This window comes from Amycolatopsis minnesotensis, from assembly GCF_039529815.1.
In the GTDB taxonomy this organism is placed as follows: Bacteria; Actinomycetota; Actinomycetes; order Mycobacteriales; family Pseudonocardiaceae; genus Amycolatopsis; species Amycolatopsis minnesotensis.
The window spans coordinates 15785-35146 of sequence record NZ_BAAANN010000061.1; the positions used below are offsets into that span (position 1 = coordinate 15785).

Annotated in this window: 19 protein-coding genes; 6 read left to right on the forward strand and 13 right to left on the reverse strand. The window is 70.1% G+C overall.

Annotated elements, in window-relative coordinates; all coding sequences use genetic code 11:
• Positions 1–6: 6 nt before the first annotated feature.
• Positions 7–1413, forward strand: coding sequence for a mycothione reductase (locus ABD256_RS41370; protein WP_344431406.1), 1407 nt, complete (start codon positions 7–9; stop codon positions 1411–1413).
• Here ABD256_RS41370 and ABD256_RS41375 read toward each other — a convergent pair.
• A complete protein-coding gene (locus ABD256_RS41375) occupies positions 1410–2660 on the reverse strand; it encodes a CynX/NimT family MFS transporter (RefSeq protein ID WP_344431408.1) in 1251 nt (416 codons plus the stop codon). The two genes, ABD256_RS41370 and ABD256_RS41375, sit on opposite strands and share 4 nt — an antisense overlap.
• Before the next feature lie 88 nt (positions 2661–2748).
• Here ABD256_RS41375 and ABD256_RS41380 point away from each other — a divergent pair, with 88 nt between their 5' ends.
• On the forward strand, positions 2749–3441 hold the full coding sequence (locus ABD256_RS41380; RefSeq protein WP_344431410.1) for a FadR/GntR family transcriptional regulator: 693 nt from the start codon (positions 2749–2751) through the stop codon (positions 3439–3441).
• A gap of 259 nt (positions 3442–3700) precedes the next feature.
• Here the strand turns inward: ABD256_RS41380 and map are convergent, their stop codons facing one another.
• The 3 genes from map to ABD256_RS41395 form a co-directional block, all read right to left on the reverse strand.
• Entirely contained in the window at positions 3701–4558 is an 858-nt protein-coding gene (gene map / locus ABD256_RS41385) for a type I methionyl aminopeptidase (protein ID WP_344431413.1), read from the reverse strand.
• Between the two features lie 33 nt (positions 4559–4591).
• A complete protein-coding gene (locus ABD256_RS41390) occupies positions 4592–6376 on the reverse strand; it encodes a penicillin-binding transpeptidase domain-containing protein (RefSeq protein ID WP_344431440.1) in 1785 nt (594 codons plus the stop codon).
• Positions 6377–6459: 83 nt separating this feature from the next.
• The gene (locus tag ABD256_RS41395; RefSeq protein WP_344431415.1) at positions 6460–7314 is read right to left on the reverse strand and encodes a GNAT family N-acetyltransferase; all 855 of its coding nucleotides are present in this window, start codon (positions 7312–7314) and stop codon (positions 6460–6462) included.
• A gap of 121 nt (positions 7315–7435) precedes the next feature.
• Between ABD256_RS41395 and ABD256_RS41400 the strand changes: the two genes are divergently transcribed.
• Positions 7436–7642, forward strand: a complete 207-nt coding sequence (locus ABD256_RS41400) for a DUF4177 domain-containing protein (RefSeq protein ID WP_344431416.1) — start codon at positions 7436–7438, stop codon at positions 7640–7642.
• Here the strand turns inward: ABD256_RS41400 and ABD256_RS41405 are convergent.
• From ABD256_RS41405 to dxr, 6 genes are all read right to left on the reverse strand, one after another.
• Positions 7610–8155 (reverse strand): GNAT family N-acetyltransferase, encoded by a 546-nt coding sequence (locus ABD256_RS41405; protein WP_344431418.1) that lies wholly within the window; start codon positions 8153–8155, stop codon positions 7610–7612. The two genes, ABD256_RS41400 and ABD256_RS41405, sit on opposite strands and share 33 nt — an antisense overlap.
• A 9-nt stretch (positions 8156–8164) precedes the next feature.
• Positions 8165–8569, reverse strand: a complete 405-nt coding sequence (locus ABD256_RS41410; RefSeq protein WP_344431419.1) for a VOC family protein — start codon at positions 8567–8569, stop codon at positions 8165–8167.
• Positions 8566–9408, reverse strand: coding sequence for an AraC family transcriptional regulator (locus ABD256_RS41415; RefSeq protein WP_344431421.1), 843 nt, complete (start codon positions 9406–9408; stop codon positions 8566–8568). Before ABD256_RS41415 ends, ABD256_RS41410 begins: the two co-directional genes overlap by 4 nt.
• Positions 9409–9645: 237 nt before the next feature.
• A complete protein-coding gene (gene ispG, locus ABD256_RS41420; protein ID WP_344431442.1) occupies positions 9646–10779 on the reverse strand; it encodes a flavodoxin-dependent (E)-4-hydroxy-3-methylbut-2-enyl-diphosphate synthase in 1134 nt (377 codons plus the stop codon).
• 106 nt (positions 10780–10885) lie between these two features.
• Positions 10886–12100: a M50 family metallopeptidase gene (locus ABD256_RS41425; RefSeq protein WP_344431422.1), complete on the reverse strand. Its 1215-nt coding sequence runs from the start codon at positions 12098–12100 to the stop codon at positions 10886–10888.
• Positions 12101–12104: 4 nt separating this feature from the next.
• Complete coding sequence (gene dxr, locus ABD256_RS41430; RefSeq protein WP_344431424.1) at positions 12105–13310, reverse strand: 1-deoxy-D-xylulose-5-phosphate reductoisomerase; 1206 nt, start codon at positions 13308–13310, stop codon at positions 12105–12107.
• A gap of 107 nt (positions 13311–13417) precedes the next feature.
• Between dxr and ABD256_RS41435 the strand changes: the two genes are divergently transcribed.
• The 3 genes from ABD256_RS41435 to ABD256_RS41445 all read left to right on the forward strand — a co-directional run bounded on the left by ABD256_RS41435 (position 13418) and on the right by ABD256_RS41445 (position 15223).
• Positions 13418–13693, forward strand: coding sequence for a DUF2631 domain-containing protein (locus tag ABD256_RS41435; RefSeq protein ID WP_344431426.1), 276 nt, complete (start codon positions 13418–13420; stop codon positions 13691–13693).
• A gap of 175 nt (positions 13694–13868) precedes the next feature.
• Positions 13869–14552 (forward strand): peptidylprolyl isomerase, encoded by a 684-nt coding sequence (locus tag ABD256_RS41440; protein ID WP_344431428.1) that lies wholly within the window; start codon positions 13869–13871, stop codon positions 14550–14552.
• Positions 14549–15223, forward strand: a complete 675-nt coding sequence (locus tag ABD256_RS41445) for a hypothetical protein (protein ID WP_344431430.1) — start codon at positions 14549–14551, stop codon at positions 15221–15223. The genes ABD256_RS41440 and ABD256_RS41445 overlap by 4 nt, the downstream gene beginning before the upstream one ends.
• 37 nt (positions 15224–15260) lie before the next feature.
• Here ABD256_RS41445 and ABD256_RS41450 read toward each other — a convergent pair whose 3' ends face one another.
• The 3 genes from ABD256_RS41450 to ABD256_RS41460 all read right to left on the reverse strand — a co-directional run bounded on the left by ABD256_RS41450 (position 15261) and on the right by ABD256_RS41460 (position 18624).
• Positions 15261–17039: an MFS transporter gene (locus ABD256_RS41450; protein ID WP_344431432.1), complete on the reverse strand. Its 1779-nt coding sequence runs from the start codon at positions 17037–17039 to the stop codon at positions 15261–15263.
• Positions 17040–17234: 195 nt separating this feature from the next.
• Complete coding sequence (locus ABD256_RS41455) at positions 17235–17816, reverse strand: class F sortase (RefSeq protein ID WP_344431434.1); 582 nt, start codon at positions 17814–17816, stop codon at positions 17235–17237.
• A 4-nt stretch (positions 17817–17820) separates the two neighbouring features.
• A complete protein-coding gene (locus ABD256_RS41460) occupies positions 17821–18624 on the reverse strand; it encodes a choice-of-anchor P family protein (RefSeq protein ID WP_344431436.1) in 804 nt (267 codons plus the stop codon).
• Between the last annotated feature and the right edge of the window lie 738 nt (positions 18625–19362).

Genomic DNA, 19362 nt, shown 5'->3' on the forward strand with positions numbered 1-19362 from the left:
GCTGGTATGAGCGGCGAAGCGATCCACTACGACCTGGTGATCATCGGCACCGGATCCGGGAACTCCGTCCTGGACGGCCGGTTCGCGGGCTGGAAGACGGCCATCGTGGAGAAGGGCGTGTTCGGCGGCACCTGCCTCAACGTCGGCTGCATCCCGACGAAGATGTTCGTGCACACCGCGGACATCGCCGCCACGCCCGCGAAGAGCGCGCTGTTCGGCGTCGACGAAACGCTCGACGGGGTCCGCTGGACGGACGTGCGCGACCGGATCTTCGGCCGCATCGACCCGATCGCCGCCGGTGGCCGCGAGTACCGGGTTTCGCACCAGGAAAACGCGGGCGTCACCGTGCACGAGGGCGAAGGCCGGTTCGTCGGGCACAAGGAACTGCGGGTCACCTACTCCGACGGGCGCGAGCCGGTCACCATCACCGCGGACAGGTTCGTTCTCGCCGCGGGCGGCCGGGCGGTGGCCCCCGACGTGCCGGGGCTGGACGAGGTGCCCTACTACACCTCGGACACGGTGATGCGGCTCGACGAGCTGCCTTCGCGCATGGTCATCCTCGGCAGCGGGTTCATCGCGGCCGAGTTCGCGCACGTCTTCGCGTCGTTCGGCGTCGAGGTCACCGTGATCGCGCGCTCCGGTGCGCTGCTGCGGGCCGAGGACGCCGACATCAGCGAGCGCTTCACGGAGCTGGCGAGCCGCCGCTTCGACGTGCGCCTGCACCGGAAGACGTTGCGCGCGCGCAAAACCGGCACCGGGGTCGCACTGGACCTCGAAGGCCCGGAGGGTGCGGAAACCGTCGAAGCGGGCGTGCTGCTCGTCGCGACCGGGCGCAGGCCGAACTCGGACCTGCTCGACGTCGCGGCCACCGGTGTGTCCACACTGGACAGTGGTCATGTGGTGGCCGACGAGTACCAGCAGACCTCGGTCGAGGGCATCTACGCGCTCGGCGACCTGTCCTCCCCCTACGAGCTCAAGCACGTGGCGAACCACGAATCCCGGGTGGTGCAGCACAACCTGCTCAACCCGGACGACCGGGTCGAGGCCGACCACCGGTTCGTGCCGCACGCGGTGTTCAGCTCGCCGCAGATCGCGTCGGTGGGGCTCACCGAGCGGCAGGCCACCGATCGCGGCATCCGGTTCGTGACGTCGAAACAGGACTACGCGGGGATCGCCTACGGCTGGGCGATGGAGGACACCAGCGGGTTCGTGAAGCTGCTCGCCGATCCGGCGACCGGGCAGTTGCTCGGCGCGCACATCATCGGGCCGCAGGCGCCGACCGTGATCCAGCCGCTCATCCAGGCGATGAGCTTCGGCCTCGACGCGCGGAGCATGGCGAGGGGCCAGTACTGGATCCACCCCGCCATGCCCGAGCTGATCGAAAACGCGCTGCTCAACCTGGAGCTGGACTAGACGTAGCGGTTGCGACCTGCCAGGCCGCCGAAGACCATCTGCACCGCCAGCACGACGATCAGCATGCTGAACGGGACCGTCCACGCGCCGGTCAGGTCGTGCAGGAAGCCGAACAGGAACGGGCCGGTCGCGCCGATCAGGTACCCGAAGCCCTGCGCCATGCCGGAGAGCTTCGCGGTCTCCGCGCCGGTGCGCGCCCGCAGCGCGATCGTGGTCAGCGCGAGCGAGAACACGCTCATGCCGAAGCCGACCAGCACGGTCCACAGCAGCGGCGCGGCCGACGGCGCGAGCAGCAGGCCGAACATCCCGGCGAGCCCGAACACGCCCAGCCCGACGATCCACCAGGTCTGGCTGCCCTGGCGCGCGGCGATCGGCGGGACGATCAGGCTGATCGGCACCGCGATGATCGACAGCAGGCCCAGCATCAGGCCCGAGTTCGCCTTGGACACGCCCGCGTCCATCAGGACCTCCGGCAGCCAGCCCATCACGACGTAGGCGAGGAAGGACTGCATGCCGAAGAACACCGTGATGATCCACGCGAGCGGGCTGCGCAGCAACGAGCGCGCGACCTCGACCGTGCTCTCACCATCGGCGTCGACGGGTGCCTTGCGGCGGGCGGCGAAGACCCACACCACGAGCGCGAGCACGGCCAGCGCCGCCCAGCTCGCCAGCGCGGGGCGCCAGCCGCCGAGCGCGGTGTCGAGCGGCGGTGTCACCGAAGACCCGAGCGCGCCGCCAGCCTGCAGCGCCGCGGTGTAGACACCGGTCATCAGCCCGACCTTCGCCGGGAACGAGTTCTTCACGACCACCGGCACCAGCACGTTGGCGAACGCGATCCCGGCCGAGGCCACCAGCGTGCCGCCGAGCACCACCAGCGGCCCGTCGAGGACGCGCAGCACCAGCCCGACGCCGAGGACCCCGAGCGCGATGCCGACCGCGGGGCCCATCCCGACGCGGCGCGAGAGCACGGGCGCGGCGAGCCCGGCGACCGCGAAGCACAGCGCGGGCAGCGTGGTGAGCGCGCCGGCCCAGGTCGAGGACGCGCCGAGCGACTCGCGCGCCTCGCCGAGCAGTGGCCCGACGCTGGTGATCGCGGGCCGCAGGTTGAGCGCGGTCAGCACCACGGCCACCGCGAGCAACCCGGTCCCCGCGAGCACCGCGGAGCGGTCCTTCGACGGCGGTGTCTCGATCGCACCGTCGAGTTCCAGCTCCAGGCCACTTTCGGAGGCAAGCTTCGGCGACGTCATGCGCCTACTATGGCAGACATGGGATGATTGGATGAAACGACCGTGACGGTATTCTCACTTGCTGGTCCGCCGAGAAGGGGTGCAGCCCATGCCACTCGCCACCGCACGACGCTCCGGCCTGGTCGACGACGTGATCGGGCAGCTCCGCGCCGCCATCGCCGCGGGTGAGTGGCCGGTCGGCGAGCGCATCCCCACCGAGCCGGAACTGGTCGCCTCGCTCGGGGTCGGGCGCAACACGGTCCGCGAGGCGGTTCGCGCGCTCTCCCACAGCGGGCTGCTCGAAGTGCGCCAGGGCGACGGCACCTACGTCAGGGCGACCAGCGAGGTGTCCGGCGCGATCCGCAGGCTGTGCGGCTCGGAGCTGCGCGAGGTGCTGCAGGTGCGGCGCACGCTGGAAGTCGAAGGCGCCAGGCTCGCCGCGCTGCACCGAACCGAGGACGAACTGGCCGAGCTCGCGCGACTGCTCGCCGAGCGGGACCGCGCGCATTCCGAACGCCGCACCGAGGATTTCGCCCACACCGACACGGAGTTCCACCTCGCGGTTGTCCGAAGTGGACACAACACGCTGCTCGCCGAGCTGTACCTCGGACTCACCGAGGTGGTCATGGCCAGCGTCGCGGCCACCGCGCAACCGAGCGGCGACATCGCCGAAATCGGCCACAGCGGGCTACTCGAAGCGATCGAAGCGAAGGACGCGGAACGGGCGACGGCCGAAGCAGGCGGATTCCTCGACGAGTTGCTCGCCGCCCTCCCCGACCAAGCAGGCGTCGCGGACGCCTGACCGCGCTTCCCCGTGCCCTGAACGACGCAGTGATGCGTGCGTTGCTTCCGGTGAGGTGGGGTGGCGGAGGTGCGGGCCCGCCGGGGCTCGCCAGTGCGGTCATTCCCTGAAGGACGCCTTCAGCGAATCTGACGCCACAATCTCACCCCTCACGCCCCCAGAACACGGCAGCGCACATGCCCTGAAGGGGCCCCTCGCGGCACCAGACTCCCCAAAGCTCCCATCAGGGCGCGCGGCCCGAGGCAGAGCAGTGGTCCGCCTACGGCAGGGTCAGGATTTCGGCGCCCGACTCGGTGACCACCAAGGTGTGTTCGAACTGCGCGGTCCACTTCTTGTCCTGGGTGGTGACCGTCCAGTCGTCGTCCCAGACGTCGTACTCGATGGTGCCGAGCGTGATCATCGGTTCGATCGTGAAGGTCATCCCCTGCTCGATCACCGTGGTCACCGACGGCTCTTCGTAGTGCAGCACGGTCGGCGCGGTGTGGAACGCGGGGCCGACGCCGTGGCCGGTGAAGTCCCGGACCACGCCGTAGCCGAACCGCTTCGCGTAGGCCTCGATGACCCTGCCGATCACGTTGAGCTGGCGACCCGGCCGCACCGCCTTGATCGCGCGCATCGTCGCCTCGTGCGTCCGCTCGACGAGCAGCCGCGCCTCCTCGGAGACGTCACCGGCGAGGAAGGTGGCGTTGGTGTCGCCGTGCACGCCGCCGATGTAGGCGGTGACGTCGATGTTGCAGATGTCGCCGTCCTCGATCACGGTCGAGTCCGGGATGCCGTGGCAGATCACCTCGTTGAGCGAGGTGCAGCACGACTTCGGGAAGCTCCGGTAGCCCAGCGTCGACGGGTACGCCTTGTGGTCGAGCAGGAACTCGTGCACGACCCGGTCCACCTCGTCGGTGGTGGTGCCCGGCTGGACCGCCTTGCCGCCCGCCTGCAGCGCCTGCGCGGCGATCCGGCTCGCCACGCGCATCGCCTCGATCACCTCGGGCGTGCGCACGCCATTTCCGGTGTCCCGTTTCGGTGCCGGCTTGTCCACGTACTCGGGACGCTCGATGCTGGCGGGAACGGGACGGCGCGCCGACTGCACGCCGGGCTTCAACGGAGCACGCTGGGACATGTCCCCAGCCTACGACGACGGTCTCCGCGGCACTCAGCCCACCGAGGTCAAGAACCGGTGCGCCACCTCGACGGCGGGCTTCGACGTCCCGCCACCCACGAGCAGCACCGAAAACGCGAGGTCGCCTTCGTAGCCGACGAACCAGCCGTGCGACTGGGTGCCGTCGCCGAACTGGGCGGTCCCGGTCTTGCCGTGCACCTCGGGCAGCTCCTTCAACGCGCCCGCGGTCCCCGCCGTGACGACCTCGCGGGTCATCGACCGCAACGACTCGAGCACGTCGGGCCGGATCGGGTTGCCGAGGTTCTTCGACCCGACCGCGACGCCGCGCAACAGCGTGGGCACCGGGATGTGCCCCGACGCGACGGTGGACATCGCGACCGCCATGCCGAACGGGCTCGCCAGCACGGTGCCCTGCCCGAACCCGTTCTCGGCGCGCTGCACCGGGGTCTCCGCGGGCGGCACCGAGCCGGTGATCGTGGTGAGCCCCGGCAGCTCGTAGTCGGCGCCGATGCCGAGGTCACGGGCGGCGCCGGTCAGGGCGGCTGGCGGGAGCCGGGTGGCGAGCTTGGCGAAGGTCGTGTTGCAGGAATGCGCGAACGCGCTGGAAAGCGGCACGGTGCCGAGCGAGAACAGGTCGTCGTTGGGCACCACCCTGGAGTCGATCGTGACGGTCGACGGGCAGTCGGACGGGGTGTCGGCCCGCACCACGTTCGAGGTCAGCGCGGCGGTGGCGGTCGCCAGCTTGAACGTCGAGCCCGGCGGGTAGCGGCCGGTCAGCGCGATCATGCCCTGCTCGTCGGCCTTGGCGTTCTGGGCCACCGCCAGCAACTCGCCGGTCGAGGGCCGCATGGCCACCAGCGCGGCAGGCCCCGCGATCGGCGCCAGCGCGCTTTCGGCGCCTGCCTGGACCTTCCGGCTCAGCGTGCTCACCACCGCGTCGGCCGCCTTGGGCTGCTGCGCGAACAGTTCGGCGACCTCGCCGCCGCCCGCGTTGAGCGTCACCACGCGCCAGCCTGCCTCGCCGAGCACCTGGTGCTCGACCACCGAGCGCAGTGCGGGCAGGATCCTGGCGCCCACTGTCCTGTCGACGGGCAGCAGCCGCGTCTGCTCGGCGAACCGGACACCGGGCAGCTCGTAGATGGACTGCTTGACCTGCTGGTAGTCGGTGGCGCGCAGGCTCGCGACCGGCAGCGTCCCGCCGGGTTTCAGCGCCTTCGCACCGTCCACAAGGGACTGTTTGGTGATGGTGCCGTCCAGTGGGTGCAGCACGGTCGCCAGCTTGTCCGCGACCGCCGCGACGTCGCCCGCCTTCGCCGGGTCGAGCACGACCCCGATCACGGACTGCGGCGACAGCAGCGCCATGCCGTCGCGGTCGACCACGGGCGCGGGCTCGGGGCGGACCTCCCGCACCGCGATCGTCTGCTGCGCGGCCAGGTCGGGGTGCACCACCGACGGCAGCCAGTGCAGCTTCCAGGCGCCCTTCTCCTCGAAAAGCTGCGCGGCGCTCGAATACGCCCAGTTCCGGCCGCGCGGCAGGTGCCACTGGAGGTCGAACGCGGCGTCGGCCTTAGCGGACCCGGTGGCGGTGTGCACCCTGCCGATCCTCACGCCGACCGACTCCGGCGCGAGCGCGGCGCGCACCTGCCCGAGCACCGCGCGGGCCGAGTCGGGTGCGTCGGTCAGGTCGGCGGCACGGTTGACATCGCCGTCGGCGAGCGCGTGCAGGAACTCGTCGGTGACCTCGTCCGGCCCGTCCCCGCCGCCGAACAGCGCGCAGCCGGACACCGCCAGCGCCATGACGACACCGAGCACCACCATCCGGAAGAACGCCGACCCCACAGCGAAGCAGTATGCCGGAACAGGCCCGTTCGCCGGGTAGCCGCACCGTGGCGGCGCGAGGATCAGAACAGGACCGTGGCGTACTGGCCGACCTGGTCGAACCCGATCTTGCGGTACGAGGCGAGCGCGGGCGCGTTGAACGAGTTGACGTAGAGGCTCGCCGTGCGGCCCATGCCCCGCACGAGCCTCGTCACGACGGCGGCGGTGCCCGCGGTGCCGAGCCCGTGGCCGCGCCGGTCCGGGTGCACCCACACGCCCTGGATCTGCCCGACCGTGGTCGAGAGCGCGCCGATCTCGGCCTTGAACACGACGCGATCGCCCTCGAACCTGGCGAACGCCCTGCCGCCCGCGATCAGCTCGGCCACGCGCGCGCGATAGCTGACGCCGCCGTCGCCCGCGCGCGGGTCGACGCCGACCTCTTCGATGAACATCGCGATCGCGGCGGGCAGGTACCGGTTGATCTCGTCCGGCCTGACCTGCCGGACGAGCGGATCCGGCGCGACCGAGGGCAGCGCGTCGATCGCCAGCAACGGCTGGTCGCCCCTGACCTCCCGCGCCGGCCCCCATTCGGTGACCAGCTCGTCCCACAGCGCCATCACCTGCTCGGCGGGGCCGACGAGCGACGAGCACGCGCGCTGGCGGCGCAGTGCCCGGTCGGCGAACGAGCGGATGGCCGAGATGTTGCCGCGCAACGGGATCAGGTTGGGGCCGGAGAAGCACAGCCCCTGCACGCGAACGGGTCTGGGCGTGCGGGACTCGGCGGCCCACAGTTCGCCGCCTAGCCGCCACGGATCGAGACCGGCAACCTCGACCCTGGCGCTGACCATGCAACTGGCCACTGGATCGGTGGCCAAGGCGGCGCGAACCGCCGGGTAGTCCCGATCATCGAGCAGCCGCGCACCAGCAAGCCGCAACACGGGCCTAAGCCTGCCAGATAATCACGGCTAACGGAAAAGAAGGCCCCTCTCACGGCCTGCCAAGCACCCGAGCGGCCGAACGAAACGGCCACGGTACGCGCCGGGGTGGGAGAATCGGGCGATGCAGCGATACAGCTACAAAGTCGTCGAAGTCCGCGAAAAGATGATCGGCGGCAAGATGTCGGGCGATCGGCTGGAGAAGATACTCAACGACCACGCTGGCGACGGGTGGCAGCTCAAGACCATCACCTCGGCCGAGGTCAAGGGCAGGATCGGGCCGGGAGGGGTGGAGGGGCTACTGCTGACCTTCGAGCGGCCCGCGGGCTGAGCGCAGGTCGATCATGTAGAACACCTTGTCGTAGCGGCGCTCCCCGACGGCGACGAAGTCCGGCAGCCGGCCGTATTCGGTGAACCCGAGGGACCGGTAGAGGCCCAGTGCCGTCGCGTTGTCGCCGCGGGCGTCCAGGGTGAGGACCTCGATCCCGGCCGCGCGGGCGTCGTCCACCAGCGCGGTGGTCAGCGCCCTGCCGACGCCCTTGCCCTGGGCAGCCCCCGCCACGGCGACGCGTTCCAGGTCGGCGTGCGGGCGGTTGGTCGGCCGGGTGTAGCGGCGCCAGTACCCCAGCCCGGCGAGGTCGTCACCCGTGCGGGCGACGACGAGCCCGGCATCGCCGTTGCCCGCGTCGGCGACGACGGTGCCGAGCAGCGTGGCGATCTCCGCGACCGACGGCGGGTCGAGCCAGCCGAGCGGCGCGCCGTCGCGCACCAGGTCCACGATGATCCGGTGCAGTTCCGCCACGAGCCCGTCGTCGAGTTCCGCCACGCCGGCCACCGTCACCATGCCCGTACCTTAGGGGGCGCCGCGGTAGGTGCCGAAGGTCCAGAGGTTGCCCTCGGTGTCGCGAGCGGTGAACGAGTACGAGCCGTAGTCCGTGGTGAACGGCTTGTCGACCACTTCGGCGCCGGCCGCGACGACGCGTTCGTACACCGCGTCGACGTGGTCGGTGGCCACGCAGACCCCGCTGCCGCCCGGTTTGATCGTGTCGTGCTTGCCGTCGCAGTACTTCGTCGAGCCGAGCATGACGCCGCCGCCCTCCGGCCAGCGGAGTTCCGCGTGCATGACGTCGCCGCCTTCGCCGGGCACGACGAGCGCCTCGCGGAATCCGTAGACGTCGACGAGGTGCCGGATCGCCGCGTGCGCGTCGTCGTAGCGGAAGGCGGCCCAGACGGTGGGGTGCGGTTGCTGTTCAGTCATGCCACCGAGTCTGCGTCCGCCCCCGGTTCCGCGTATTGCAGAAATGGGAGCTCCTCGGCGATCCAGACGCCGGGGGTGCACCCGGCCAGCGCGCGCCATTCGCGGGTCAGGTGCGCCTGGTCGTAGTAGCCGCAGTCGACCGCGAGCGCGGCGAGGTCGACCCGCCCGCTCGCGCGCAGCACGGCGCCGGCGCGTTCGAACCGCAGCACCCGCGCGGCCTGTTTCGGCGGCAGACCCAGCTCCCGGCGGAACAGCTCGCCGAAGTGCCGCCTGCTCCAGCCGACCTCGTCCGCGAGCGCGTCGACCCTGACCCGGCCCGCCGCGGTGAGCATGCGGCGCCACGCCCAGCCGATCTCGGGCGTGCCCGTGTCACCGTCGCCGAGGCTGGCGCCGAGGGTCTCGTCGAGGATTTCGAACCGGCGGTGCCACGTCGGCGCCTCGGTCAGCCGGTCGGGCAACGCCGCGAGCGCGGGCGAACCGAGGTCCCCGAGTTCGACGAGGTGCCCGCTCAGCTCGGCGGCGGACACCCCGAGCAGCGCGTGTGCGCCCAGCGGGTTCAGTTCGAGGTGGATGCCGGACTGGAACGGCGCCTGCTCCAGCAGCGCGGGCCCGGTGTGCATGCCGCCGACCATGCCCCGCGCCGCGAGCGGGCTCTCCCCGGGAATCGGCATGCCGAGCACCCGCATCGGCTCGTCGAGGCTGATGACCAGCGTGACGAACCGCGACGGCAGCCCGCGATGCACGCCGGCCGGCATGCCGTGCTGGGTGTAGCCGATGTAGCGCGCGACCAGCGGCCGCAGCGCCCGGTGCGGCCGCGCGACAGCCCACTCGCCGGTCATTTCCCCAGCGTAACCGCTCCGCGCGTGCCCCGAAGGTGACCTTCGGGGCGTCTGACGCCACAATCTCGGCCTTCGCGGGCGCGCGGCACTTATGCCCTGAAGGTCGCCTTCACGGCATCAGATTCCGTCAAGGGCCCCTTCAGGGCATGGCGGGACCCCGGCTGGAACAGCACGAGCTCGTGCGAGGGCGGAGTTCGCGGCGCTCAAGTCCCCGAAGGTCACCTTCAGGGCGTGTCGCTAGCCGACGGTGACGACCGGGTCGCCGGATCCGGCGCCTTCGCCCGCTTCCTCGGCGATGCGCATGGCCTCTTCGATGAGCGTCTCGACGATCTGGTGCTCGGGGACGGTCTTGATGACCTCACCCTTGACGAAGATCTGGCCCTTGCCGTTGCCGGAAGCCACCCCGAGGTCCGCTTCGCGGGCCTCGCCCGGCCCGTTCACGACGCAGCCCATGACCGCGACCCGCAGCGGGACCTCCATGCCCTCCAGCCCCGCGGTGACCTCGTCGGCCAGCTTGTAGACGTCGACCTGCGCGCGCCCGCACGACGGGCACGACACGATCTCCAGCTTGCGCTCCTTGAGGTTGAGCGACTGCAGGATCTGGATGCCGACCTTGACCTCCTCCACCGGCGGCGCGGACAGCGAAACCCGGATCGTGTCCCCGATGCCCTGCCGCAGCAGCGCGCCGAAGGCCACGGCCGACTTGATCGTGCCCTGGAACGCGGGCCCTGCTTCGGTGACGCCGAGGTGCAGCGGGTAGTCGCACTGCTCGGCGAGGATCTCGTAGGCGCGCACCATGACCACCGGGTCGTTGTGCTTCACTGAGATCTTGATGTCGTGGAAGTCGTGCTCGGCGAACAGCGACGCCTCCCACAGCGCCGACTCCGCGAGCGCCTCCGGGGTCGCCTTGCCGTGTTTCTCCATCAGCCGCTTGTCCAGCGAACCGGCGTTGACCCCGATCCGGATCGGGGTGCCGTGGTCCTTCGCGGCCTGGGCGATTTCCTTGACCTGGTCGTCGAACTTGCGGATGTTGCCGGGGTTCACGCGGACCGCGGCGCAGCCCGCCTCGATCGCGGCGAACACGTACTTCGGCTGGAAGTGGATGTCGGCGATCACCGGGATCTGCGACTTCTTCGCGATCGCGGGCAGCGCCTCGGCGTCGTCGGCGCTCGGGCACGCCACGCGGACGATGTCGCAGCCGGACGCGGTCAGCTCCGCGATCTGCTGCAGCGTCGCGTTGACGTCCGAGGTGAGCGTCGTGGTCATCGACTGGACGGAGATCGGGTGCTCGCTGCCGACGCCGACCGGCCCGACTTGCAGCTGCCGGGTCTTGCGGCGCTCCGAGAGCACGGGGGCGGGAAGGGCTGGCATGCCAAGCGGGACAGTCACAGCGCCACGATACCGCGACGCCGGGACGCCCAAACCGCCCGCTACTCCACCCGTGAATCGTGATCACGAGGCGTGAACTGCGAAAACGCTACTGCATCAACCTGACCGGGTTAACAATGTCAGCGGTGATGGTGAGCAGGGTTACGGCACCGCCGATCAGCACGAGCACGACGGTGATCGCCGACAACTTCGTGTAGTCGACGGGACCGCCCGCGGCGCGCCCTCGCAGCTTTCTGATCCAGTCGCGGACGCGTTCGTACCAGGTGACCGCGATATGCCCGCCGTCGAGCGGCAGCAGCGGCAGCAGGTTGAACACGCCGATGAAGAAGTTCAGGCTTGCCAGCAGCAGCAGGAACAGCTGCCACAGCCCCGCTTCCACCGCTTCGCCGCCGATCCGGCTGGCGCCGACCACGCTGATCGGGGTGTCCGGGTCGCGCTCGCCGCCGAAGATGGAGTTCACCACCGCCGGGATGCGCTTCGGGAAGTTCATCAGCCCTTCCCAGGTCCGCGCGAACACGTCACCGGTGAAGGACAGCGTGCCGCCGATCGCGCCGATCGGCCCGTACTGGAAGTTCTTCGTCGCCGAGACGCCGATGGCGCCGACGCTCATGATGACGTCCTTGCCGTCCTTCTTGAACGGGCGCTCGACCTTCGGCACGTCCACGGTGAGCGTCTTGTGCTGGCCGTCGCGCAGCACCTCGAACCGGGTCGGGCCGCCCGCCTCCTGCACCACGTTCACCATCTCGGGCCAGGTCGGCGTGGGCTTGCCCGCGACCGAAAGCACCTCGTCCCCGGGGAGCAGGCCCCCGAGCTTGGCGGGCCCCGCGGCACCGGGGGCGCACTTCGGGTTGTTGACCTCGTCGACCGTCTTGGCGTTCGTGACGCAGTCCGAGACCGAGGACGCGACCGGCTTCTGCTCGAGGTTCGGCAGGCCCATCGTCGCGGCCATCAGGTACAGCACCACGAACCCGAGCACGAAGTGCGTGAACGAGCCGGCGGCCAGCACCACGGTCCGCTTCCAGACCTTGTACCGCCACATCGCCCTCGACGACTCCTCCGGCGTGACCTCGTCGAGCGCGGTCATGCCCGCGATGTCGCAGAACCCGCCGAGCGGGATCGCCTTGAGGCCGTACTCGGTCTCGCCGCGCCGGAACGAGAAGATCGTCGGCCCGAAGCCGACGAAGTACCGGCGGACGCGCATCCCGAAGGACTTCGCGGCGACCATGTGCCCCGCCTCGTGCAGGGCCACCGAGATGCAGATGCCCAGCGCGAAGAGCACCACTCCGATTATGTAGGCGAGCACGCCCCTACTTCCCTCCGGTGCTCATGGAAACCGCTTGGGCGCGTGCCCATTGTTCCGCTGCCAGTACATCTTCCACGTCACGAGGCTCGCGACGCCACTCATCAGCCGATTCGACCACTTCCGCAACAGTGTCCACTATCGACGTGAAGCTGGCGTTCTGCGCCAGGAAAGCGGCCACCATCTCCTCGTTCGCCGCGTTGAACACCGCGGGCAGGCAGCCGCCGACGGATCCCGCGTGCCTGGCGAGGCCGATCGCGGGGAAGGCCACCTCGTCCACCGGCTCGAAGGTCCACGAGGTGGCCGTGGACCAGTCGCAGGCGGCGGAGGCGCCCGGCACCCGATCGGGCCAGTTCAGCGCCAGCGCGATCGGCAGCCGCATGTCCGGCGGGCTGGCCTGCGCGATCGTCGCGCCGTCACGGAAGGTCACCATCGAGTGCACGATGGACTGCGGGTGCACCACCACGTCGATCTGCTCGGCGGGCACGTCGAACAGCAGCATCGCCTCGATGAACTCGAGCCCCTTGTTCACCAGCGTCGCCGAGTTGATCGTCACCAGCGGGCCCATCGCCCAGGTCGGGTGCGCCATCGCCTGTTCGACGGTGACCTCGGCCAGTTCGGCCCTGGTGCGCCCGCGGAACGGGCCGCCGGACGCGGTGAGCACCAGCTTGTCGACCTCGTCGCGCCTGCCGCCCCGCAGCGACTGCGCGAGCGCCGAGTGCTCCGAGTCCACCGGCACGATCTGCCCCTCCTTCGCGGCGGCGAGCACCAGCGGCCCGCCCGCGATGAGGGACTCCTTGTTCGCCAGCGCGAGCGTGGCCCCGGTGGCCAGCGCACGCAGCGTCGGCGGCAGGCCGAGCGACCCCGGCAGGCCGTTGAGCACGACGTCGACTCCGACAGCGTCGATCAGGTCCGACACGGCGTCGGCACCGGCGAGGATCTTGGGCAGCCGGAACTCCCCGCGCGAATAGCCGCGGCGCTGCGCCTCCGCGTAGAGCGCGAGCTGGAGGTCCTCGACCGCGGTCGCCTTCGTCACCGCGACCGCGTCCACCCCGTGCGCGAGCGCCTGCGCGGCGAGCGCCGCCGGGTCCCCGCCACCGGCCGCGATCCCCGCCACCTTGAACAACCCGGGGTTCCTCGCCGCGACGTCCAGCGCCTGGGTGCCGATCGAGCCGGTCGAACCGAGCACGAGCACGGTGCGTGGTGAGTCCATGGCGCACATTGTCGCGTGCTCCCGTGCCGCGGGTCCGCTCCGGGGATCGTCACTCGGTGTGGGATCATCGGCTGGCAAGGGCAGTGTCCGGTCTTCAAGGAGTGGTCGTGGCTGGCAAGGCGGTCGAGAAGAAGCGCCCCGCAGAGGTGTCGGCGTCCGGGGTGGACCCGCGCGACGAGCCGTCCGCGGCGTGGGGCTGGCACGGCACCTTCCCGAAGGCCACCAGGATCGCGGGCTGGGTCTCCGCGGCGGTGCTGTTCCTGATGCTCATCGGCAACCACGAGAACAACACCGAGAACGTGTGGCTCGTCGGGCTCGGCCTCTTCCTGATCCTGCTGCTGGTGCTGGACATGCGCAAGCGCCGCACCGCCTGGCGGAAGTAGCCCCCTCGTTTCTTGCCCCGAAGGACGCCTTCGGGGAATCCCACGCCGCGTTCTCGACCCTCGACCCTCGCGCCTTGCGGCGCGGTGAGGCTGATGCCCCGAAGGGCGCCTTCACGGCAGCAAAGTGGCGGTCGGGGCATTCCGAAGCCCGCGAGGCGTGGCTAGGTTGTCCGCTATGAAATCTCGATGGACTGTTCCGGCGATCGCGTGCGCCGCCGCGCTGGTCACGACCATGGCCGGGGCGACGACGGCGGACGCCACCCCCGCCCGCCCCGCACCGCCGACGGTGAGCTGCGAGTTCACCCCCACCCCCGAGAACCCGGCCGCGAAACCGGTGCGCGCGCCCCGCCCCAAGGCGCCGGCCAGGGGCACCACCGACGTCACCCTGCTGACCAACTACGGCCCGGTGACCATCGAACTCGACCACGCCGGCCACGCCCCGTGCGCGGTGCACAACATGATCAGCTTGATCCACCAGCGGTTCTACAACCACACCCAGTGCTTCCGGCTGACGAACTCGGCCCGGCTCGGGGTGTTGCAGTGCGGTGACCTCTACTCCGTCGAGAAGGGCGGGCCAGGCTACAAGTTCGCCGACGAGGTCGACGGCACCGAGAAGTACCCGCGCGGCACCGTGGCGATGGGCAACCAGGGCCCCGGCACGAACGGCAGCCAGTTCTTCGTCGTGCACTCGTTCGCGAACATCGCGCCGAACTACTCGGTCATGGGCAAGGTGACCAGGGGCATGTGGGTGCTGGACCGGATCGTCAGGGCGGGCATCGTCCCCGGCGAGACCGACCCGCTCGACGGCGCGCCCGCGAAGCCCGTGCGCATCGAGTACGTCTTCACAAGCTGCCGATGACCGGGCCGCCAGTACCCCCGCGGCCCGGCTGGGGGCAGCACCCGCAGGGACCGCGACCGCAGTGGGGCCGGCCAGCGCCGGGCGGCTACCCGCCGCACGGCGGCTATCCCCCGCCGCCGAAGCCGAACCGGGCACCGCTCTGGATCGCGCTCGGCGCGCTCGGCGTGGTCGTCGCCGCCGTGCTGGTGACCGGGTTCGTCGCGCCGGGGTTCTTCCTCGGCAAGGACACCGGTGCCGCGGCACCCGCCCCGAGCCCGGCGGCACCACCACCCGCGCCGTCGGCAGGCGCGCCGTCCTCCAGCGCCGGAACCACCCCCGAAGGGGAGTACACCGCGCCGGTCAAGGCGTTCCTCGACGCGGTGAACTCCGGCGATCAGGACGGCGCGATGAAGTTCGTCTGCTCCGGCGACACCACGCTGGTGAAAGCACGGCTGGTGAAGATCTTCGCCACCGGGAAGCCGCGGTTCGAGACCGTGGCGCTCGGCTTGGACACGCGCAGCTTCGCCAACGGCTACCTCGGCGGCACCCTCAACGGCCAGCCGCTGCCGGAGACCAAGGACGACGAGGGCACGACGGTGCCGAAGGGCACCATCGGCGCGAACAACATCAGCGGCGGGAAGTGGTGCGTGGACGGGATCCGCACCGGGCTCCCCGCCATCGACGGCAGTTGAGGGGTGGCCGCCGGGTGCGCCCGGCGGCCACCGTTGCTCAGCGTTCGCGCGCGGGGCCGACGAGTTCGCTCGTCCCGGACGCCTCCCCGGCCACCGCGGCCAGCTCGGAGCCGACCGTCTCGCCGTTCTCGACCTTCTTGTCCTTGCACAGCAAGGAAGCCACCGCACCGACGAGGCACACCGCGATCGCGAAGGCGAAGGCGATCTGCAGGCCTTCCTGGAACGGCCCCGAAATCAGGTTCGGGAAGAAGCTGCGCCCGGTGAGGAAGTTCGCCTGGTCCGTCGGGAGTTGGGCGAGCTGCGGCCCGAGCAGCTGCTGGATCGGGTTGTAGCCGAGGAACGCGGCGAACAGCACCGCGACCGCGGGCAGGTGCGCGAGCTGGTTCGCCGACGCGGCGGGCACGCCGTGCGCCTGCAGCCCCGCGCCCATCGCCGCGGGCAGGTTGTTCGACAGCCCGGCGATGATGAGGCTGAAGAAGAACCCGATCGACAGCACCATGGCCGCGTTCTGGAAGGTGGTCATCATGCCCGCGCCGGAGCCGCGCGCGTCCGCGGGCAGGCTGTTCATCACCTCGGCCCGGTTCGGCGAGGAGAACATGCCCATGCCGATCCCGTTGAGCAGCAGGATGCCGGCGAAGGCCCAGTAGTCGAAGTCCACCGGCAGCACGATCAGCAGCGCGAACGTGATCGCGGTGATCAGCAGCCCGGACGACGCGAGCAGCCTGCTGCCGACGCGGTCGGACAGGATCCCGGACGCGGGCGCCGAAACCAGGAACCCGACCGTCATCGGGAGCATGTAGATCCCGGCCCACAGCGGGGTCTGCTCGAAGGTGTACCCGTGCTGCGGCAACCAGATCCCCTGCAGCCAGATGATCAGGATGAACTGCAGCCCGCCCCGGCCGAGCGAGGCGGAAAGGTTCGCCAGGTTGCCCCACGAGAACGACCTGTTCCGGAACAGCGAGAGCTTGAACAGCGGGTTGTCGACCTTGGTCTCGATGATCACGAACGCGACCAGCACGGCGAGCCCGCCGATCAGGCAGGACAGCACGAACGGGCTGCCCCAGCCGGTGGACGAGGTGCCGTAGGGCTGGATGCCGTAGGTGATGCCGACCAGCACCGCGATCAGGCCGATCGCGAAGGTGATGTTGCCCCACCAGTCCATCCGCGCGTGCTGGCGGACGCCGGTGTCGTGCAGCTTCAGGTACGCCCAGATGGTGCCGATCACCCCGATCGGCACGGACACCAGGAAGATCAGGTTCCAGTTCACCGGCGCGAGCACGCCGCCGATCACCAGCCCGAGGAACGAGCCCGCGATCGCGGCGACACCGTTGATGCCGAGCGCGAGACCGCGCTGGTTCGAGGGGAACGCGTCGGTGAGGATCGCCGAGGAGTTCGCCATCAGGAAGGCGCCGCCGACGCCCTGGACGATCCGCCAGCCGATGAGCCACAGCGCCGCGGCGTCGCCGTCGAACCAGGTGATCGCCAGCATGATCGACGAGACCGTGAACACCGCGAACCCCATGTTGTACATGCGCGCGCGGCCGTACATGTCGCCGAGCCTGCCGAAGCTGACCACCAGCACGGCGGTGACCACCAGGAAGCCCATGATCATCCACAGCAGGTAGCTGGTGTTCGCGGGCTCCAGCGGGTTGATCCCGATGCCCTTGAAGATATCGGGCAGCGCGATCAGCACGATCGACGAGTTGATCGTCGCGATCAGCATGCCCAGTGTCGTGTTCGACAGCGCGATCCACTTGTAGCGCGGACCCAGTTCGTCCGCGGGGCGCTGCCTTCTGTCCCCAGTCCCGACCGCCATCAAACCTCCCGCATCGCCGTCACTTAGCAATGCTAAGTAACTTGCTTGCGGTAGACAACGAATTTGCGGGCAGTCCGCGGAGAGCCGAGTCACAATTCGAACCGGGCTTGACCCGGCCCTTACCTTCGCCCTTAGTCCTTTGTGGACCGTTTACCGGTACGGGTGGCCCGGCATGGCCGGGCCACCCGCGTTCGATCAGCTCGCGAGCTTGGCGTAGGCGATGATGTTGTCGCGGTAGTTGCCGGTGTCGTGGTCGAACACGCCACCGCAGGTGATCAGGCGCAGCTCGGGATCGGCGGTGTCGCCGTAGACCGCGTCGGTCGGGAACGCGTCCTTGGCGACCTGGTCGACCTTGCTGACGGTGAAGCGGAGCGTCTTGCCGTCCTTCGTGCCGACGCGCACCTCGTCCCCGGCCTTGACCTCGCGCAGCCGCCAGAAGATGCCCTTCTGGTGGTTGCCGTCGATGTGGCCGAGCACGACCGCGGGACCGGCCTGGCCAGGCGGCGGGCTGTTCTCGTACCAGCCGGCCTGCAACGGCTTGTCGACCGGCGGCACCTCGACCGTCTTGTCGGGGTTGAGCCCCAGCGGCACGAGCGAGGACTTCGCCTCGATGCTCGGCACCTCGACCCAGTCCGGCAGCGACTTCGTCTCGCCCGCGTTCGCGGCGGCGGGCGCCTCGGGGGCGGCGGCGGGCGCGGGGGCGTCGGAACCGCACCCGCCGAGCAGCAGGGTGGCCACGAGCGCCGCCAGCAGGGCGGCCCAGCGCAGTGCCTTCACCGGCTCAGCCCTTCGCGACGGCGAGGCTGCCGTCACCGGTCTGCGGCGCGCCGACGGGGACTTCGGTGACCTGCTTGCCCGGCTTCGGCGCGGCCGGGCTCGTGGTCGGGGCGGGGCTGGGGGTCGTGCTCGGCTTGGTGGCGGTCGCCTTGCCGCACGTGGCCGACGCCAGCACGACGTCGCCGCTGCCGAGCGCGGCGGTTTCCTTGCCGCCGAGCAGCTTGACGTGCAGCGCGTTCACGGTGAGGCTGCCGTCGTCGTGCTTGATCTGCTCGTTGACGATCACCTGCACCAGCCCCGGCAGGCCGACCGACCGGTTGGGCTCGGTGGCCACCGGCACGGCGCCGATCTTGCCGAGGTCGAGGCCCGCGATCTCGGAGCTGCCGGTGACACCGGACGCCGTCGACGCGCACTTCGCCTTGAGCACCCGAGCGGAAACGTCGCCGCCCGCGAGGGGCGCGAGCACCGGCAGCGCCGCGTCGACGATCGACGCCGTCGAGGTGACGCCGCCGCTTTCGGCGTGCTTCGCGCTGCTGCTGATCGCCTTCGCGGTCAGCAGGCCCTTGAGCGGAGCGTCGGCGACGGAAGCCGAAGTCGGGCCTTCCGTGGTGGATTTGGCGAGCTTTCCGGTGTTGACCGTCAGCCCCTTGTCGCCGAGCACGCCCGGCAGCAGCGAAACGCTGGCCGACGCGCCGTAGGCCGAACCGGCCCCGGCGGCCGTTGCCGCCGAAACCGGCACGGTGGCGAGGAGGAGCGCCGTCGCGGCCATACCGGCCACACTCCCGGTACGCAGCAGGTCTACCCGCATGAACTGTCCTTCCACTGATCGAGACTCGTGACTCGTTGACTCCGAAAAGAGCGCTCGCGATATGGACGCGCCAATCCCCCAACTCGATATCGAGGCACCAACGGGAGCGAGAGCCAGGAAGCTATCAAGCGCAGGCACACCAAGGAAAACCACAACCGACGCCGTGCGCCGCGACCACCGTGAAATCAGTAGCGACCACATCCCTGCCGTCACCCGATCGAATGACGTACATCCGGGACCGCCCGGCAAAACAGTCGCCGAACGTGGCGAAAACGGGTTCCCGTTGGCAGGGCACGCGAACTTCCACCTGGAAAGGTGATCCTACGAAAGAATCACCGGCGACCACGGTCAGTCATGTGACAAATACACCTGTAACGCGCTCGCGATTCCCTGACCAGCATTTTCCCGAAAAGTTGGCAAAAACGCACAATCGCGGCGGGGCGAAGAAGCGGCCGGCGCCTTCGGGGGCCCCGATGTCCGAAGGTCGCGGTGATGATGTGTGCGTCGATTCGGGCGAGCGGGGTTGGCAGCAGTGAGGAGTCGCCCGGGGCTTGGTCCCCGAAGGATGCCTTCGGGGCATCTGACGCCACGCTCTCGGCCTTCGCGGCGCGCGGCAGGGTGCGGTTGATTCCCCGAAGGAAGCTTGGGTTCATGGGGTCGTTGCAACACCGGTTGTGATCGGAGGTTGTGATGGTGGTTCGGGCGCGGTTGCCGCGTGGTGTGCAGGTGAGGTTTTGG

Excerpts from the sequence above, each read along its gene's own strand:
- ABD256_RS41370 (WP_344431406.1), top strand. The coding sequence starts at position 7 with ATGAGCGGCGAAGCGATCCACTACGACCTGGTGATCATCGGCACCGGA.
- ABD256_RS41375 (WP_344431408.1), bottom strand. The coding sequence starts at position 2,660 with ATGACGTCGCCGAAGCTTGCCTCCGAAAGTGGCCTGGAGCTGGAACTC.
- ABD256_RS41380 (WP_344431410.1), top strand. The coding sequence starts at position 2,749 with ATGCCACTCGCCACCGCACGACGCTCCGGCCTGGTCGACGACGTGATC.
- map (WP_344431413.1), bottom strand. The coding sequence starts at position 4,558 with ATGTCCCAGCGTGCTCCGTTGAAGCCCGGCGTGCAGTCGGCGCGCCGT.
- ABD256_RS41390 (WP_344431440.1), bottom strand. The coding sequence starts at position 6,376 with ATGGTGGTGCTCGGTGTCGTCATGGCGCTGGCGGTGTCCGGCTGCGCG.
- ABD256_RS41400 (WP_344431416.1), top strand. The coding sequence starts at position 7,436 with ATGCAGCGATACAGCTACAAAGTCGTCGAAGTCCGCGAAAAGATGATC.
- ABD256_RS41405 (WP_344431418.1), bottom strand. The coding sequence starts at position 8,155 with ATGGTGACGGTGGCCGGCGTGGCGGAACTCGACGACGGGCTCGTGGCG.
- ABD256_RS41410 (WP_344431419.1), bottom strand. The coding sequence starts at position 8,569 with ATGACTGAACAGCAACCGCACCCCACCGTCTGGGCCGCCTTCCGCTAC.
- ABD256_RS41415 (WP_344431421.1), bottom strand. The coding sequence starts at position 9,408 with ATGACCGGCGAGTGGGCTGTCGCGCGGCCGCACCGGGCGCTGCGGCCG.
- ispG (WP_344431442.1), bottom strand. The coding sequence starts at position 10,779 with ATGCCAGCCCTTCCCGCCCCCGTGCTCTCGGAGCGCCGCAAGACCCGG.
- dxr (WP_344431424.1), bottom strand. The coding sequence starts at position 13,310 with ATGGACTCACCACGCACCGTGCTCGTGCTCGGTTCGACCGGCTCGATC.
- ABD256_RS41440 (WP_344431428.1), top strand. The coding sequence starts at position 13,869 with ATGAAATCTCGATGGACTGTTCCGGCGATCGCGTGCGCCGCCGCGCTG.
- ABD256_RS41445 (WP_344431430.1), top strand. The coding sequence starts at position 14,549 with ATGACCGGGCCGCCAGTACCCCCGCGGCCCGGCTGGGGGCAGCACCCG.
- ABD256_RS41450 (WP_344431432.1), bottom strand. The coding sequence starts at position 17,039 with ATGGCGGTCGGGACTGGGGACAGAAGGCAGCGCCCCGCGGACGAACTG.
- ABD256_RS41460 (WP_344431436.1), bottom strand. The coding sequence starts at position 18,624 with ATGCGGGTAGACCTGCTGCGTACCGGGAGTGTGGCCGGTATGGCCGCG.